The organism is Microbacterium sp. bgisy207, assembly GCF_057706855.1.
Genome location: NZ_JBYIPB010000001.1, coordinates 228,713 through 243,309 on the forward strand (window position 1 = coordinate 228,713; position 14,597 = coordinate 243,309).

The window sequence follows — 14,597 nt, forward strand, 5'->3', positions numbered from 1 at the left end:
CACCCCCGGAGCCAGAACGCCCCGGCGTCGTCGAGGCGGCATGAACACGCCGCGCGGGATCGACTGGCTGATGGTCGCGTTCGTCGTCATCGGCGCGCTGCTGGTCGTCGCGCCGTTCTATCTGATCATCGTCAACTCGTTCAAGTCACCCGCGGAGTATTCCAACAGCGGGCCGCTGTCGATTCCGACGGAGTTCTACGTCGACGGCCTCGTCGCCTTCTGGGAACGGGTCAACTTCCCCGAGAAGCTGTGGAACTCCTTCTTCGTCTCGGGCGCCGTGGCCGTGCTCGCCGTCCTCATCTCGATGCTCAACGCGTTCGCGATCGGGATCGGCCGCGTCCGCGGACGGAGCTGGATCGTGCTGCTGTTCCTGCTGGCGAACCTCCTGCCGCAGGAGGCGCTGCTGTACCCGCTGTACTACATGGCCAAAGCAGTCGGGCTCTACAACACCGTGTGGTCGGTGATCATCATCTTCACCGTCATCCAGGCTGCCTTCGGGACGTACCTCCTGGCATCCGTCTACGGCACCTTCCCGAAGGAAGTGCTCGAGGCGGCATCCATGGACGGCGCCTCCCGGTGGCAGATCCTGTGGCGGGTCGTCTTCCCGATCAGCAGGCCGACCCTCTCGGTGCTCCTGATCTTCTTCTTCATCTGGACCTGGAACGAGTTCCTCATCCCGTTGACGTTCCTCGTCTCCAACGCGACCCAGACGGTACCGGTCGCCATCAGCGTCCTGCAGGGCGACCGTCTCATGGACGTGACCACCACGAGTGCGTCGGCGCTGCTGGGCATCCTTCCGACCCTCCTCTTCTTCCTCATCTTCCAGCGCACGCTGACACGCGGCATCACGGCAGGAGCAGTCAAGTAATGAGATTCACCGACGGGTTCTGGCAGTTGCGCCCGGGCGTCACCGCGCTGTACGCGCAGGAGGCCTACGACATCTGGCAGGCCGTTCACCCCCAGGACGGCGACGCTCTGACCGTCACCGCTCCCACCGTCCGGATCGCCAAACGCGGCGACGTCCTGAACCGGCCGACCCTCACCGTCACGCTGTCCTCGCCGCTCGAAGGTGTCGTGCGCGTGCGGATCGCCCACCACGAGGGCGGGCACTGGCACGGCGGGTTCGCGCTCCCGGGTGCGACCGGCGGCGCGGGGACGGCTGTCGTGACGGATGCCGAAGGCACCCTCTCGACGGGAGCCCTCACCGCGCGAGTGACCCACGGTGCCCCGTGGTCGCTGTCCTTCGAGGTCGACGGCGTGCCCGTCACCGCGAGCGGACACAAGTCGGCCGGCTACATCCGTCTGGCGCCCGATGCCGACGTCGCGCACGGTGTGGCAGGAAACGCGCGCACGGGGCTTGCCGCCCCGGCATCCGACACCTACGTACACGAGCAGCTCGACCTCGGCGTCGGGGAGCTCGTGTACGGCATGGGCGAGCGGTTCGGCCCGCTCGTCAAGAACGGGCAGTCGGTGGAGATCTGGAACGCCGATGGCGGAACCTCCAGCGAGCAGGCCTACAAGAACGTCCCGTTCTACCTGTCCAACCGCGGCTACGGCGTGCTGGTCAACGACCCCGGACACGTGTCGTTCGAGGTCGGCTCGGAGGCTGTCGAGCGCGTGCAGTTCTCGGTGCCCGGCGAGGTCCTCGAGTACTTCGTCATCGCGGGACCGACCCCGGCCGACGTGCTCGGTCGCTACACCGCGCTCACCGGTCGCCCCGCGCACGTGCCGGCGTGGTCGTACGGGCTGTGGCTGTCGACCTCGTTCACGACCGACTACGACGAGCAGACCGTGACCTCGTTCATCGACGAGATGGCTCGGCGTGAGCTGCCCGTCTCGGTGTTCCACTTCGACTGCTTCTGGATGCGCGAGTTCAACTGGTGCGACTTCGAGTGGGATCCGCGGGTCTTCCCCGACCCCGACGGTATGCTCGCGCGCCTGCACGAGAAGGATCTGCGCGTGTGCGTGTGGATCAACCCCTACATCGCGCAGCGCTCGCCGCTGTTCGCCGAGGCCGCTGAGCAGGGATACCTGGTCACCCGTCCCGACGGATCGGTCTGGCAGTGGGATCTGTGGCAGGCCGGTATGGGGCTCGTCGACTTCACCAACCCCGACGCGACAGCGTGGTACCAGTCGAAGCTGCGCCGCCTCATCGACCAGGGGGTGGATGCCTTCAAGACCGACTTCGGCGAGCGCATCCCCCTCGATGTCGACTACTTCGACGGCTCCGACGACGAGCGGATGCACAACCTCTACACGCAGCTGTACAACCGCGCCGTGTATGACGTGCTCGCGCAGGCCCGGGGAGAGGGCGAGGCCGTGCTGTTCGCGCGGTCGGCCACGACCGGCGGACAGTCGATGCCGGTGCACTGGGGCGGAGACTCGACCTCGACGTTCACGTCGATGGCCGAGACGCTGCGCGGTGGGCTGTCGCTGGCGATGAGCGGCTTCGCGTTCTGGAGCCACGATATCGGCGGGTTCGAGGGAACCCCCGACCCGGCGGTGTTCAAGCGCTGGACCGCGTTCGGCCTCCTGAGCTCGCACTCGCGCTTCCACGGCTCGGAGTCCTACCGCGTGCCGTGGGCTTTCGATGAGGAGGCCGTGGACGTCACGCGGCTGTTCACGCGGCTGAAGATGCGGCTCATGCCGTACCTGTTCCAGGTGGGTCAGGATGCGGCATCCACGGGTCTTCCCGTCATGCGCCCGATGCAGCTCGAGTTCCCGGGCGACCCGGCCGTCGCCTACCTGGACCGTCAGTACATGCTCGGCTCCGACATCCTCGTCGCGCCCGTCTTCAGCGCCTCGGGTGAGGTGAGCTTCTACCTCCCGCCCGGAACCTGGACCCACCTGCTGACGGGGGAGCGGGTCGAAGGCGGCGGATGGCGCACCGAGGTGCACGGCTTCGACAGCCTGCCGCTGTACGTGCGGCCCGGCGCAGTGCTCCCGTGGGGTGCTCGGGACGACCGTCCCGACTACGACTATCTCGACGGACTCGCGATCCGCGTCTTCCCGGGGGGAGAGGGGATTGCTAGCGTCACCATCACGAACCCCGACGGTCACACCGAGACCTTCTCGGTCGACCGCGCCGCCGTCACCGAGCACGGACCGGTCGACGGGGAGCGCGCATGACCCCCGATGACGCACGCCTCAGCACGAAGGACACCCCCACGATGATCGGTTCCGCCGACTACCGGGATTCCGGTCTGGTCTTCCCGCAGGACTTCACGTTCGGTTCCGCGACCGCCTCCTACCAGGTCGAGGGCGGGTTCGACGAGGACGGGCGCGGTCCCTCGATCTGGGACACGTTCAGCAAGACGCCAGGCAAGGTGTGGAACGGCGACACCGGGGATGTGGCGTGCGACCACTACCACCGGTGGGAGAGCGACCTCGATCTGATGGCCGAGCTGGGTCTGGACGCCTACCGGTTCTCGATCGCGTGGCCGCGGATCGTGCCCACCGGTCGCGGAGAGGTCAACCCCGCGGGACTCGACTTCTACTCGCGCCTGATCGACGGACTGCTCGCGCGGGGCATCAAGCCGGTCGCGACGCTCTATCACTGGGACCTGCCGCAGCCGCTCGAGGATGCCGGCGGCTGGGCGAACCGCGCGACGGTCGACGCCTTCGAGGAGTACGCGCGGGTCGTCGGGGAGGCCTTCGGCGACCGGGTCCACACCTGGACGACCCTGAACGAGCCGTGGTGTTCGGCGTACCTCGGGTACGGCCAGGGTGGTCATGCTCCGGGCCGCCATGAGCCGGCCGCCGCGTTGGCTGCCGTCCATCACCTCAACCTCGCCCACGGTCGCGCCCTGCAGGCGCTGCGCGCGACCTCCACCGGCGACCCGCAGTACTCGGTGACGTTGAACTTCCACGTGCTGCGCGGCGAGGGCGAGCGTGCGTCGGAGGCGATGCGCCGGATCGATGCGCTCGCCAACCGGGCGTTCACGGGACCCATGCTCCGGGGGGAGTACCCGGCGGATCTGCTGGAGGATACGGCGTCGGTCACCGACTGGTCGTTCGTGCACGACGGCGACCTCGCCGACATCCACCAGCCGATCGATGTGCTCGGGGTGAATTACTACTCCACCGCGACCGTCCGGATGTGGGATGGCATCTCTCCCAAGCAGCAGAACGACGGGCACAAGGGCGCGGAGGGCGGCACCGCGTGGCCGGGCAGCGACCAGCTCGTCGAGTTCGTGGAGCAGCCCGGGCCGTACACCGCGATGGGGTGGAACATCGCTCCGGAGGGTCTCGAGGAGCTTCTCGTGTCGTTGCACGAGCAGTTCCCTGAGCAGCCGATGATGGTCACCGAGAACGGCGCGGCCTTCGACGACGCCGTGGCAGAGGACGGCTCGGTGCCCGACCCCGAGCGTCTGGACTACCTGCGGCGCCACTTCACCGCAGCCCATCGCGCAATGGCCAGGGGCGTGGACCTGCGCGGTTACTTCGTGTGGTCGCTGCTGGACAACTTCGAGTGGGGCTACGGCTACGCCAAGCGCTTCGGCATCGTGCGGGTCGACTTCGACACCCTCGAACGCACCGTCAAGGACAGCGGGCGCTGGTACCAGGAGCTCGTGCGTACACGGGTGCTCCCCGCGTCGCGCCCGACGACGTCATGAGGCGCAACACCGGCCGCGGGCTGGTCCCGCAGGCGTAGCCTGGGGGCATGAGCGAGACACGGTTCGCGAACGAGACGGATGCCTCCCGCTACACGCTGCACGTGGGCGATGACCTCGTCAGTGCGCTCGACTACAACGATGACGGCCGCTCGATCGCCCTGACGCGCGCATACACCGTTCCGACCTTCCGGGGGCACGGGTACGCCGCCGAGATCGTCGCGCGTGCCGTCGCCGAACTCGAGGAGCGCGGCGACCGCGAGGTGATCCCGGTGTGCTGGTATGTCGCTGAGTGGTTCGACCGGCACCCCGAGCACGCCGGCATCCTCAAGCCCCGCGTCTGAGCGTCCGATCGGGCGCCGTCAGGCGGGAACGCGCGCCGCGGCGAGTTGCCGCGTGAGCCACTGGACTCGAGCCGCTCGAGCCTGCTGGGAGAGAACCGCCTCCGGAGCCAGCGCATCGAACCCGTGCACGCCGCCGGCCCACACGTGCAGTTCAGCCTGTCCGCCCGCCGCCCAGATGCGTTCGGCGTAGGCGATGTCCTCATCGCGGAACGTCTCGGCACTGCCCACGTCGATGAATGTCGGCGGCAGTCCCGAGAGATCCTCCGCCAGGGCGGGGGAGGCGTAGGCAGAGATCTCGCCTGGTTCATCGCCCAGGTACGCCGACCAGCCCGTATGGTTGGCCACGCGATCCCACGCACCCCTCCCCGCCATCTGGTGACCGGATGCCGAGTCGTTGCGCGCATCCAGCATGGGGCACAGCAGCATCTGCGCGAACACCGCTGGCCCTCGCCGGTCGCGGGCCAGCAGCGCGGTCGCCGCAGCGAGCCCCCCGCCGGCGCTCACGCCGTGGAGCACGATCCGATCGGGATCCATGCCCAGCGAGGCCGCGTGCTCCGAGATCCAGGACAGGCCGGTGTACACATCCTCGACGGCCGCAGGAAAGGGGTGCTCGGGGGCCAGCCGATACGTCACCGACGCGACGGCGACCCCCGTCTGCGCGGCGAAACGCGCGAGGGCCGGCAGTTCGTCGTACGGGGTGCCGACGATCATGCCTCCGCCGTGGGCGTGGAACAGCACCGGCAGCGCCCCGTCGCGGGCCACCGGCCGCAGCAGAACCACCTCGGTGGCGGGGTGCCCGGCACGGGCGGCCAGATGCACCGTCAACTCGAACGCGCCCGACATCGTCATATCGTCGAGGCTCGGGCGCACGGCCCGTTCCCGAAGTGCGGTGATCTCGTGAGGGTGCAGTGTCGTCACGACATCCGGCGTCGATGCCAGCACCTGCTGGAGCTCGGGATCGATCGGGGGAGGTGTGCTCACCGCTCAGCCTTTCACGGAGCCCTGAAGCAGCGCCGAGACGAACTGACGCTGGAAGATCAGGAAGACGATGAGGGTCGGGGTCAGGATCAGCAGCGAGCCGGCGCACAGCAGCGGGATGTCGGTACCCCACTGCCCCTGGAACGCGCCGAGAGCGCCCGCCATGGTTCGCTTCGTCGGGTCGTCCACCAGCACGATCGCCAACAGGAACTGGTTCCACGTCCACAGGAACAGCAGGATCCCGAGCGAGGAGATCGCCGGCAGCGAAAGCGGAACGTGGATGCGCCAGAACAGCTGCCAGGTGGTCGCGCCGTCCATCCGGGCCGCCTCCGACAGGTCCTGGGGCATGTTCACGAAGTGCGCGCGCATCCAGGTGACGGCGAACGGCATGAACAGCCCGATCAGCGGCAGGATGATCGCCCAGCGCGTGTTGAGCAATCCCATGTCGCGGATCTGGTAGTACAGCGGCACGATGACGCCCTCGAAGGGCAGCGTCAGGCCCAGCAGGAACACGATGAACACGATGCGTCCGCCGACCGGACGCAGGTGTCCGAGAGCGAAGCCGGCCAGCGTGGCGATGATGATCGCGATTGGAACCACGCCCAGCTCGATGAGGATGCTCGACCACAGCAGGGCGGGCATGTTGGCTGCGTTGAAGGCGAGGAGGAAGTTCTCCCAGTGCGGCGTCTCCGGCAGGCTCAGGCCACTGGGATAGGTGCCGGGCTCGTGGAGCGCTGTCACGAACAGGCTGATGAACGGGACGATCGTCACGAGCATCATGAACACGAGCAGGATCCGGCCGAGCCACTTCTCGGTCGTCGAGACGATCATCCGTCGCGTCCTCTCAGTAGGCGTTGCAGCGGCAGCACGACCAGCAGCACGAGCGCCATGAGCGCGATACCCAGCGCCGAGGCGGTGCCGATCTCGCGCTCGAAGAAGGCCAGGTAGTAGATCTGCAGTCCCGGCACCAGAGTCGCGTTGCCCGGGCCGCCCTGCGTGGAGATGTAGATGATGTCGAAGCTTGCCAGCGCGGCGATGACGGTGATCGTGATCGCCACGGCGAGCTCCTGGCGCAGGCTCGGCAGGGTGATCGAGACGAACTCGCGCACCGGGCCGGCGCCATCGATGCGGGCCGCCTCATAGAGGTTGGGGTCGATCTTGGTCATTCCCGCCAGGAGGAGCAGCAGACAGAACCCGAACTGCACCCATGCTCCGATGACGCCCACGGCGGGCAGCGCCGTGGCGAAGTCGCCGAGCCAGGCGCGCGTGATCCCGCCGAGTCCGATCGCTCGCAGCAGCTGATTGACCAGACCGTCGGTGGCCAGCAGCCAGGTCCACATGATGCCTGCCGCCACCAGAGGGATCACCTGCGGCAGGAACAGGACGGTTCGGGAGACCCCGGCCAGACGCGAGGCGGCGATGCCGCGGATGATGTTCGCGGCGAACAGAGCCAGAACGACGGGGATGATGCTGAAATACAGGATCAGCTCGAACGAGTTGAGGATGGAGCCGACCAGCTTCGGGTTGGTGAAGACCTCGACGTAGTTGTCGAACCCGGCCCACGTCGCGGGGCCGATACCGTCCCAGTGATACAGCGAGTACTGCGCCGTCCGCCCGATCGGCAGGAGGACGAAGGTGACGTAGAAGAACGCGGCGGGAACCACGAGGAGGTAGATCCCCGCCGCGTTCCGAAACCGACGCGCGGGCTGCGTCGGGGTTCGGGGGAGTTTCGTGGCGGGGGCCGCGCCGGCGCGCGGCGCGGCCCCCGTGGGACGAGAGGTCATGAGCGTTACTCGCTCACTTCCTGCTCATAGTCGGCCTGCACGTTGCTGAGCAACGTCGCCGCATCCTCTTCACCGGCGGCAAGGCGCTGGACGTTCGGAGTCCAGCTCTGGGCGTAGATCGACCCGGTCGCGTTCGCGATGAAGTCCATCGCTCCGTTGACCTCGTTGATCGTGTTGCCCGCGGCCAGGGTCGCTGCGGTGACCGAGTCGGGGTCGACCTCGGGCATGAACGCGTCAGCGGGACCCATGGGGTGCGAGCCGCCGACCTCGACCGTGATGGTGCGCGCCGTCTCGTCGGTCGCGATCCAGTTGAGGAAGTACGCCGCGCAATCCGGGTGCTCCGCGCCGGCCGCGATGCCGTAGGTCAGCGGCGCGGACATCGCGCCCATCTGGCTGCTGCCCTCGAGCGGCGGCATCAGGAAGAAGCCGGCGTTGCCGGGCATCTGGGCGTCGAGGTTTCCGGACTCCCAGTCGCCGCTGAAGACGAACACGCTCTCGCCGCCGATGAACCGGCTCATCATCTGCGAGTAGTCGAGCGAGTTGATGTCGGGCGCGAAGTACCCGGCATCCACCCACTTCTGCAGGTGCTCGGCAGCGGCAAGGTTCTCGGGAGTGTCGATCGTGGCTCCGGGAGCCTGGAAGATCCAGTCGTTGATCGGCGCGGTGGGCCCGTATGACGCCATGAGGGCCTGGAGCGGGAAGAGCAGTCCGCCGGTAGCGCCGCCGTTGAACTGAGCCATCGGGGTGAGTCCGGCGTCCTTGGCCGCCTGCAGGTAGGAGTCGAACTCTTCGAGGGTCTGAGGAGGCTCGTCCATACCGATCTGCGCGGCCAGCTCCTTGTTGTAGAACACGCCGGTCATGGAGAAGTTCAGACCCATGCCATAGAGCGGGCCGGTTCCACGGCGGCCGTCCTCGTCCACCCGCAGCTGCTCGAGCTGCGACTCGGGCCAGTCGACCCAGCCGTAGGCCTCGGCGTACGGGTCGAGATCGAGCAGGAGACCGCCCGAGGCGAGCTCGGACATCTGCGGCAGGCGCATGAGGTCCGGCGGCGAGTCCTGCAGGACGCGGGGCGCGTTCTGCGTGATGACGGCGAACTGGTCCTCGCGGATGTCGAACGTGACGTTCGGGTGCTGGTTGGTGAACTCGGCGGCGAGCTCCTTGGGGAGGGGGAAGCCCGTCTCGATGTACATGTCGAGGACGACGTCATCGGTGCCGCATCCTGCGGCGGGGTCCACCGAAGCGGCGGAGGTCGGGGCGCTGTCGCCGCCGGGCGGGGCACAGGCGGTCAGCGCCAGGCCTGCGGCTGCGCCGACGGCGAGGATCGCGAGGGCTCGGGAGCGTGGGACTCGAGACATCGGTGTCTTCCTTCCGGTTGCGGGGAGGTACGGCGACGGCGCCATGGCTGTGTAACTTTCTGCGTCCGCGGAAGCGGATGCGGCATCCCTCGTCGTGCTAAATCGGATTAGCAAGGCCATCCTCCGTCACATCCACCGTTCTGTCAACCGCGGCGACCATACATCCCCGCGCACGGCCCGCGCGGCTCTCTCTGGCCCGGCGCTCTAGGATGCTGCGAACGAAGGAGATTCGTCGTGAAATCGAAGCGCGTGACCCTCGCCGATGTTGCTGCGGCGGCCGGGGTGTCCCGGACGACGGCTTCGCTCGTGCTGTCGGACCGCGGCGACGAACTGCGCATCTCGGAGGCGGCGCAGCAACGTGTGCGCCGCGTCGCCTCAGAGCTGGCCTACCGCCCGAACATCCTGTCATCGGCGTTACGCGGTGGGTCCAGCCGCACGATCGGTTTCGTCTCCGACACCGTGGCCACGTCACAACTCGCCGGTGACCTCATCAAGGGCGCTCTCGAGCACGCGCACCGTAGCGGCTACATGCTCTTCATCGGTGAGACCGAGGGTGCCCCCGATGAGGAGCGCCGGCTCGTCCAGGGGATGATCGATCGTCAGGTCGATGGGCTCATCATCGCGTCGATGTTCACCCGTGTGCGTGCGCTGCCGGCGGGCGTTGACCCGCGCAGCGCGGTCCTGCTGAACGCGCTGCCCGAAGACGGTGCCGCGGGGAAGGTCCCCGCTATCGTGCCCGACGAGTATTCCGCCGGACGCGCGGCGGTCGACGTGCTCCGGGCGGCGGGGCACTCCCGCATCCACCTCTTGGGTGCCGGTCCCGGCCTCGACGACGTCCCCGTGCAGACCGTCGCCGGAACCGAGCGGCTGCGGGGAATCCTCGATGCGCTGGCCGATGACGGTCTTGAGCCCGCCAGCGCCCGGCTCTGCTCGGTGTGGCTGCCCGAAGACGGGTGGGCGGCCACCCGGTCCCTCCTGGACACGGGTGCGCGCGGCGAGGCCCTCATCACCTTCAACGACCGCCTCGCCTTCGGTGCGTACCAGGCGATCCAGGAAGCCGGACTGTCGATCCCCGGGGATTTCTCGATCGTCTCGTTCGACGACCACCAACTCGCGAGCTGGCTGCGGCCACGGCTGACGACCTTCGCGCTGCCGCACTACGAATTGGGTGCCCTCGCGCTCCAGGTCTTGCTCGAGAACGACCCCTCGGAATGGGGGAGCATCCGGCGGGTGCCGATGCCGCTGCGCTCACGCGAGTCGGTGGCTGCTCCCGGGGCATGATCAGTCTCCGCGCCTGTCTCGTAGCCGCATCCCCGTGAGTCTTGGAACGGATGTCGGAGGCGCGCCGTAGCGTGTGAATATGCGCATCCTGCACACCTCCGACTGGCACATCGGGAGGTCGTTTCACGGCCACTCGACGCTGCCCGCGCTGCGCGAGGTGCTCGCCGCACTCGTCGGCCAGGTACGGGAGAACGCTGTCGATCTCGTCATCGTCGCGGGCGACGTCTTTGACTCCTCCACGCCACCCGCTGAGTGCTACACGCTCCTCACCGATACTCTCTCCGCACTGGCCGGCGCCGGAGCCACCGTCGTTGTGACCAGCGGCAACCACGATTCGGCGGCCCGGCTGGGGTTCCAGTCCGCTCTCCTGCGCGAGGGTATCCACGTCCTCACCGATCCTGCCCGCCTGAATGCCCCGGTCACGCTGGCCGACGCGGATGGACCCGTCCACGTCTACGGCATCCCCTTCCTCGAACCGGCGCTGCTGCGACGGGTGTGGCCCGGGGAGCCGCTGCGCACGCAGCACGACGCGATCGCCCATGCGATGCGGCTCATCCGTGCAGACCTCGCTACGCGGGGCGGCCGGTCGATCGTCGTGTCGCACTGTTTCACCGCGGGCGTCGATCCCACTCCCGGCCTCGAGCGAGACATCCAGCAGGGCGGACTCGATGTCGTCCCCCTCGCCGAGTTCGACGGCATCGACTATGTCGCTCTCGGGCACATCCACGGGCGCCAGCAGCTCGCGCCCTCGGTCCGCTACGCCGGCGCGCCCCTGCACTACAGCTTTGGCGAGGCCGACAAGCCCCGCGGCTCGTGGCTTGTCGATATCTCGGCATCCGGTGAGGTCTCGGCAGCCTGGCTCGATCTGCCGATTCCGCGCCGCCTCGTCACGATCCGGGGGACGCTCGATGAGCTGTGCTCCGCCGCCGAACACGAGCACGCCGCGGCCGCGTGGGTGCGCGCCGAGTACACGGATGCCACGCCGCAGCGCGACCCGTTGCGCCGGCTGCAGGAGCGCTTCCCGTTCTGCGCGTCGATCGTCCATGCGCCGCGACGGCAGCTCGATCACGATGGAAAGACGTACGCCCGTCGTGTGCGCGCCGCACGAACGGATGCCGACCTCATCGACGCCTTCCTCTCGCACGTCCGCGAGGGTGAGGGCGCAACCGATGCCGAGTCATCGTTGATCGCGCAGCTGCTGGAGGATCGCACCGTCGCGGAGGCCCTCGCGTGAGGATCCACCGGGTACAGATCGAAGGCTTCGGTCCGTTCCGCGAGGCGCAGCAGGTCGATTTCGATGCTCTGGCTCCGTCCGGTGTGTTCGTGATCGCGGGCCGGACGGGTGCGGGCAAGTCCAGCATCCTCGACGCGATCTGCTTCGCCCTCTACGGGACGGTCCCCCGCTACGACGGAGCCGAGCGCCGGCTGCGCAGCGATCACTGCGGCCCGGACGACCCGACGCGGGTGACCATGGAGTTCACGGCGGGAGCCGATCGATGGCGCATCACCCGTTCGCCGGACTACGAGCGCCCCAAGCGCCGCGGCACGGGCATGACCGTCGTCGCGGCGGATGCGTTGCTGGAGCGGCTGGAGGGGGTCGCTGCCCCGGATGGAAGCGGTGCAGAGCACTGGGTCGGCTACGCGGCGGGCCCGCGAGACGTGGGTCACGCCATCGACGACGTGGTCGGTCTTTCCCACCAGCAGTTCCTGCAGGTGATCCTGCTCGCGCAGAACAGGTTCTCGCAGTTCCTGCTGGCAGGAAACGCCGACCGGCAGCGGGTGCTGCGGACGTTGTTCGGAACGCAGATCTACGAGGACTACGAGAAGCGTCTCGACGAGCGTCGGCGAGAGTCCGAGCGTGAGCAGGAGCGGGATGCCGAGCATCTCGAGCGCCTTCGTCGTGAGCTCGAGACCCTCGGACGCGACTCGGGGTGGCTTCCCGAAGAGACGCCGATCGATCTCGAACGGATGGCGGCGCGCGCCGCCTATGACCTGCAGACCCGCGAGGAAGCTGTCGACCGCGCCGACGCGGCGCTGGCTGCCGCCGAAGCCGAGCATGCCCGCCTGCGGGCCGTGCGCGAACAGCAGCAGCACCGCACGAGCGCACGCGAACGTCTCGCGGCTCTGGAGCTCGAATCCGACGCGCTGGCGCCCGATCGCGCGCGCCTCGAGCAGGCCAGGGCCGCCGAACACCTGCGCGCGCCGGTGGAGCAGGCTCGCCGGGCCCATGCCGATGCCGACTCGGCCGGCAGTGTCGAGACGACCGCCGTTGCGGATGCCCCTGCCGATCTGGACACGGGACTCGATGTCGATGCCCTCGTCTCACTTGCACAGCACCTCACTGGCGAGATCGCGCGGTGGCAGGACGTGCAGACCGTCGAGCGGGGACTGGCGGCTGACCGTGACGAGGCCGACCGGGTCGCGAGCGAAAGACAGGCGTTGCGGGCGGCGTTGGCCGCGATGCACGATCACCGCGTCGACGCACAGGATGAGTTGACGCGTCTGGGCGAGCAGATCGAGCGGCTGTCCATCGCGGCCGCGATGCTCGAGGCGGCACGCACCGAGAGCGACGACGTGGCAGCCCGGCTCACGGCCGCGCGCGAGGCCGATGCATCAGCGCAAGAGCTCGCCCAGGTGACCGCTGATCGCCTGGCGGCATCGCGCGGGGTCGAGGATGCGGTAGCAGCGTGGGGACTGCTCATGCGGCGGCGCCTGGCGGGGTTCGCCGCGGAGCTTGCCGCAGAGCTCGATGACGACGAGCCCTGCCCCGTGTGCGGCTCGGTGGATCATCCCGCGCCCGCCCCGAGCGAGCACGACCCGGTCACGGATGCGGCGCTGGCCGAGGCGGAGGCCGCCCGCGATCGAGCCCTCGAATCCGACCGAGAAGCCGCTGCCCGCCACGCGGACGTCGCATCGCGCGTCGAGGCTGCCCGGGGCCGGGCGCGGGGAACCGTCGACGAGCTGGTGGAGAGGGAGCGCGACGCGCGCGCCCGGCTCCAGGCGGCCGAAGAGGCCGCGCACGCCCTGAGCGATGCCCGTCGTCGCCGTACGGAGCTCGATGCGCGCGAGGCGGATCTGCAGCGGGAGATCGACCATGCATCAGCCCGCATCGTTGACCTCGACACCGCGCACGCGGTGGTCTCGGGGCGCATCGAGCAGGCCGAGCACGCTGTCGCGGCTGCTCGAGGAACGTTCCCCACCGTCGAGGCCCGAATCGCCGACGCGCATGCGCGCCGCCACGCCGCCCAGCAGATCGCTGACGCACGTCGCGCCCACGCGGTGGCCCTCGATCGAGTTCGCGAGGCCGACCGCGCCCTCGACGAGGCAGTGGCGGGATCCACGTTCCCGGATGCCGAGTCCGCGCGTGCCGCATTGCTGTCGCCGGCTCAGTTCGAGGCGCTCGCCGCACGACTGACCGACCACGACGCCGCGATGAGGATCGCGAAGGAGCGGCTCCTCGAGCTCGAACTTCACCTTGCCGACGCGCCGGAAGAGCTCGTCGACATCGACGCGTCACTGCACTCGGCGGCGCAGGCCCGCGAGGCGTGGCAACGCGCGGTGGCCGAGCTCGCGACGGTTCGCGAACGCGTCGCGCGTTTCGGCGACCTGCGGGCAGCCGTCGAGGCTCTCGACCGGGACGGCGAGGTGCGCCGCGAACGCCACCGGACGCTCGTGCGTCTGGCGGACACCCTCGCTGGGCGTGCCCCCAACACGATGCGGATGACGCTCGAGACGTTCGTCCTGGCGGCCGAGCTCGAAGAGATCGTGGCAGCGGCCAACCTTCGTCTTTCCGATATGTCGGACGGCCGCTATCGCTTGGAACACACCGACGCCCTGGCGCGTCGCAATGCCGCCTCCGGGCTCGGGCTCCACATCCACGACGCGTACACCGGCCGTACCCGCCCTCCGCAGTCGCTGTCCGGGGGTGAGACGTTCCTCGCGTCCCTTGCCCTCGCGCTGGGACTCGCGGAGGTCGTCACGAGCCGGTCCGGCGGCATCCGTCTGGACACGCTCTTCATCGACGAGGGGTTCGGATCACTGGATGCCGAGACGCTCGATCTCGCCCTGCGAACCCTCGACGAGCTGCGCTCGGGCGGCCGCACGATCGGCGTCATCAGCCACGTCGAGGCAATGAAGGAACAGCTTCCGATCGGCATCCTGGTCGAAGCGACCCCCTACGGCCCGAGCGTGATCACCGAGGCGGTGCCCCACCTGCTCTGACCAGACGCGTCTCGATCGGAG

The 14,597-nt window shown here is 68.7% G+C and carries 11 protein-coding genes; 7 read left to right on the top strand and 4 right to left on the bottom strand.

Features of this window, described 5'->3' with window-relative positions; all coding sequences use genetic code 11:
* Positions 1 to 40: 40 nt before the first annotated feature.
* The 4 genes from AC3ENO_RS01075 to AC3ENO_RS01090 are packed head-to-tail and all read left to right on the top strand — an operon-like array spanning position 41 to position 4,957.
* Positions 41 to 868, top strand: a complete 828-nt coding sequence (locus tag AC3ENO_RS01075; RefSeq protein ID WP_488185750.1) for a carbohydrate ABC transporter permease — start codon at positions 41 to 43, stop codon at positions 866 to 868.
* A complete protein-coding gene (gene yicI, locus AC3ENO_RS01080) occupies positions 868 to 3,129 on the top strand; it encodes an alpha-xylosidase (RefSeq protein ID WP_434968781.1) in 2,262 nt (753 codons plus the stop codon). The genes AC3ENO_RS01075 and yicI overlap by 1 nt, the downstream gene beginning before the upstream one ends.
* Entirely contained in the window at positions 3,126 to 4,616 is a 1,491-nt protein-coding gene (locus tag AC3ENO_RS01085; protein ID WP_434968782.1) for a GH1 family beta-glucosidase, read from the top strand. Before yicI ends, AC3ENO_RS01085 begins: the two co-directional genes overlap by 4 nt.
* A 47-nt stretch (positions 4,617 to 4,663) precedes the next feature.
* Positions 4,664 to 4,957, top strand: a complete 294-nt coding sequence (locus AC3ENO_RS01090) for a GNAT family N-acetyltransferase (RefSeq protein ID WP_434968783.1) — start codon at positions 4,664 to 4,666, stop codon at positions 4,955 to 4,957.
* A gap of 18 nt (positions 4,958 to 4,975) precedes the next feature.
* Here the strand turns inward: AC3ENO_RS01090 and AC3ENO_RS01095 are convergent, their stop codons facing one another.
* Genes AC3ENO_RS01095 through AC3ENO_RS01110 form a run of 4 tightly spaced genes read right to left on the bottom strand, consistent with a single transcriptional unit; the run spans position 4,976 to position 9,074 of the window.
* The gene (locus AC3ENO_RS01095) at positions 4,976 to 5,938 is read right to left on the bottom strand and encodes an alpha/beta hydrolase (RefSeq protein ID WP_434968784.1); all 963 of its coding nucleotides are present in this window, start codon (positions 5,936 to 5,938) and stop codon (positions 4,976 to 4,978) included.
* Between the two features lie 3 nt (positions 5,939 to 5,941).
* Positions 5,942 to 6,766, bottom strand: coding sequence for a carbohydrate ABC transporter permease (locus tag AC3ENO_RS01100; RefSeq protein WP_434968785.1), 825 nt, complete (start codon positions 6,764 to 6,766; stop codon positions 5,942 to 5,944).
* Positions 6,763 to 7,719: a carbohydrate ABC transporter permease gene (locus tag AC3ENO_RS01105; RefSeq protein WP_434968786.1), complete on the bottom strand. Its 957-nt coding sequence runs from the start codon at positions 7,717 to 7,719 to the stop codon at positions 6,763 to 6,765. The genes AC3ENO_RS01100 and AC3ENO_RS01105 overlap by 4 nt, the downstream gene beginning before the upstream one ends.
* A gap of 5 nt (positions 7,720 to 7,724) precedes the next feature.
* Positions 7,725 to 9,074 (bottom strand): ABC transporter substrate-binding protein, encoded by a 1,350-nt coding sequence (locus AC3ENO_RS01110; RefSeq protein WP_434968787.1) that lies wholly within the window; start codon positions 9,072 to 9,074, stop codon positions 7,725 to 7,727.
* A 234-nt stretch (positions 9,075 to 9,308) separates the two neighbouring features.
* Here AC3ENO_RS01110 and AC3ENO_RS01115 point away from each other — a divergent pair, with 234 nt between their 5' ends.
* The 3 genes from AC3ENO_RS01115 to AC3ENO_RS01125 all read left to right on the top strand — a co-directional run bounded on the left by AC3ENO_RS01115 (position 9,309) and on the right by AC3ENO_RS01125 (position 14,576).
* Positions 9,309 to 10,355: a LacI family DNA-binding transcriptional regulator gene (locus AC3ENO_RS01115; RefSeq protein WP_434968788.1), complete on the top strand. Its 1,047-nt coding sequence runs from the start codon at positions 9,309 to 9,311 to the stop codon at positions 10,353 to 10,355.
* Between the two features lie 79 nt (positions 10,356 to 10,434).
* Positions 10,435 to 11,589, top strand: coding sequence for an exonuclease SbcCD subunit D (locus tag AC3ENO_RS01120; protein WP_434968789.1), 1,155 nt, complete (start codon positions 10,435 to 10,437; stop codon positions 11,587 to 11,589).
* Positions 11,586 to 14,576, top strand: a complete 2,991-nt coding sequence (locus AC3ENO_RS01125; protein WP_434968790.1) for an AAA family ATPase — start codon at positions 11,586 to 11,588, stop codon at positions 14,574 to 14,576. The genes AC3ENO_RS01120 and AC3ENO_RS01125 overlap by 4 nt, the downstream gene beginning before the upstream one ends.
* The last annotated feature ends 21 nt before the right edge of the window (positions 14,577 to 14,597 follow it).

Coding starts and splice junctions, on each gene's coding strand:
- AC3ENO_RS01105 (WP_434968786.1), bottom strand. CDS start 7,719: ATGACCTCTCGTCCCACGGGGGCCGCGCCGCGCGCCGGCGCGGCCCCC.
- AC3ENO_RS01110 (WP_434968787.1), bottom strand. CDS start 9,074: ATGTCTCGAGTCCCACGCTCCCGAGCCCTCGCGATCCTCGCCGTCGGC.
- yicI (WP_434968781.1), top strand. CDS start 868: ATGAGATTCACCGACGGGTTCTGGCAGTTGCGCCCGGGCGTCACCGCG.
- AC3ENO_RS01085 (WP_434968782.1), top strand. CDS start 3,126: ATGACCCCCGATGACGCACGCCTCAGCACGAAGGACACCCCCACGATG.
- AC3ENO_RS01120 (WP_434968789.1), top strand. CDS start 10,435: ATGCGCATCCTGCACACCTCCGACTGGCACATCGGGAGGTCGTTTCAC.
- AC3ENO_RS01100 (WP_434968785.1), bottom strand. CDS start 6,766: ATGATCGTCTCGACGACCGAGAAGTGGCTCGGCCGGATCCTGCTCGTG.
- AC3ENO_RS01075 (WP_488185750.1), top strand. CDS start 41: ATGAACACGCCGCGCGGGATCGACTGGCTGATGGTCGCGTTCGTCGTC.
- AC3ENO_RS01090 (WP_434968783.1), top strand. CDS start 4,664: ATGAGCGAGACACGGTTCGCGAACGAGACGGATGCCTCCCGCTACACG.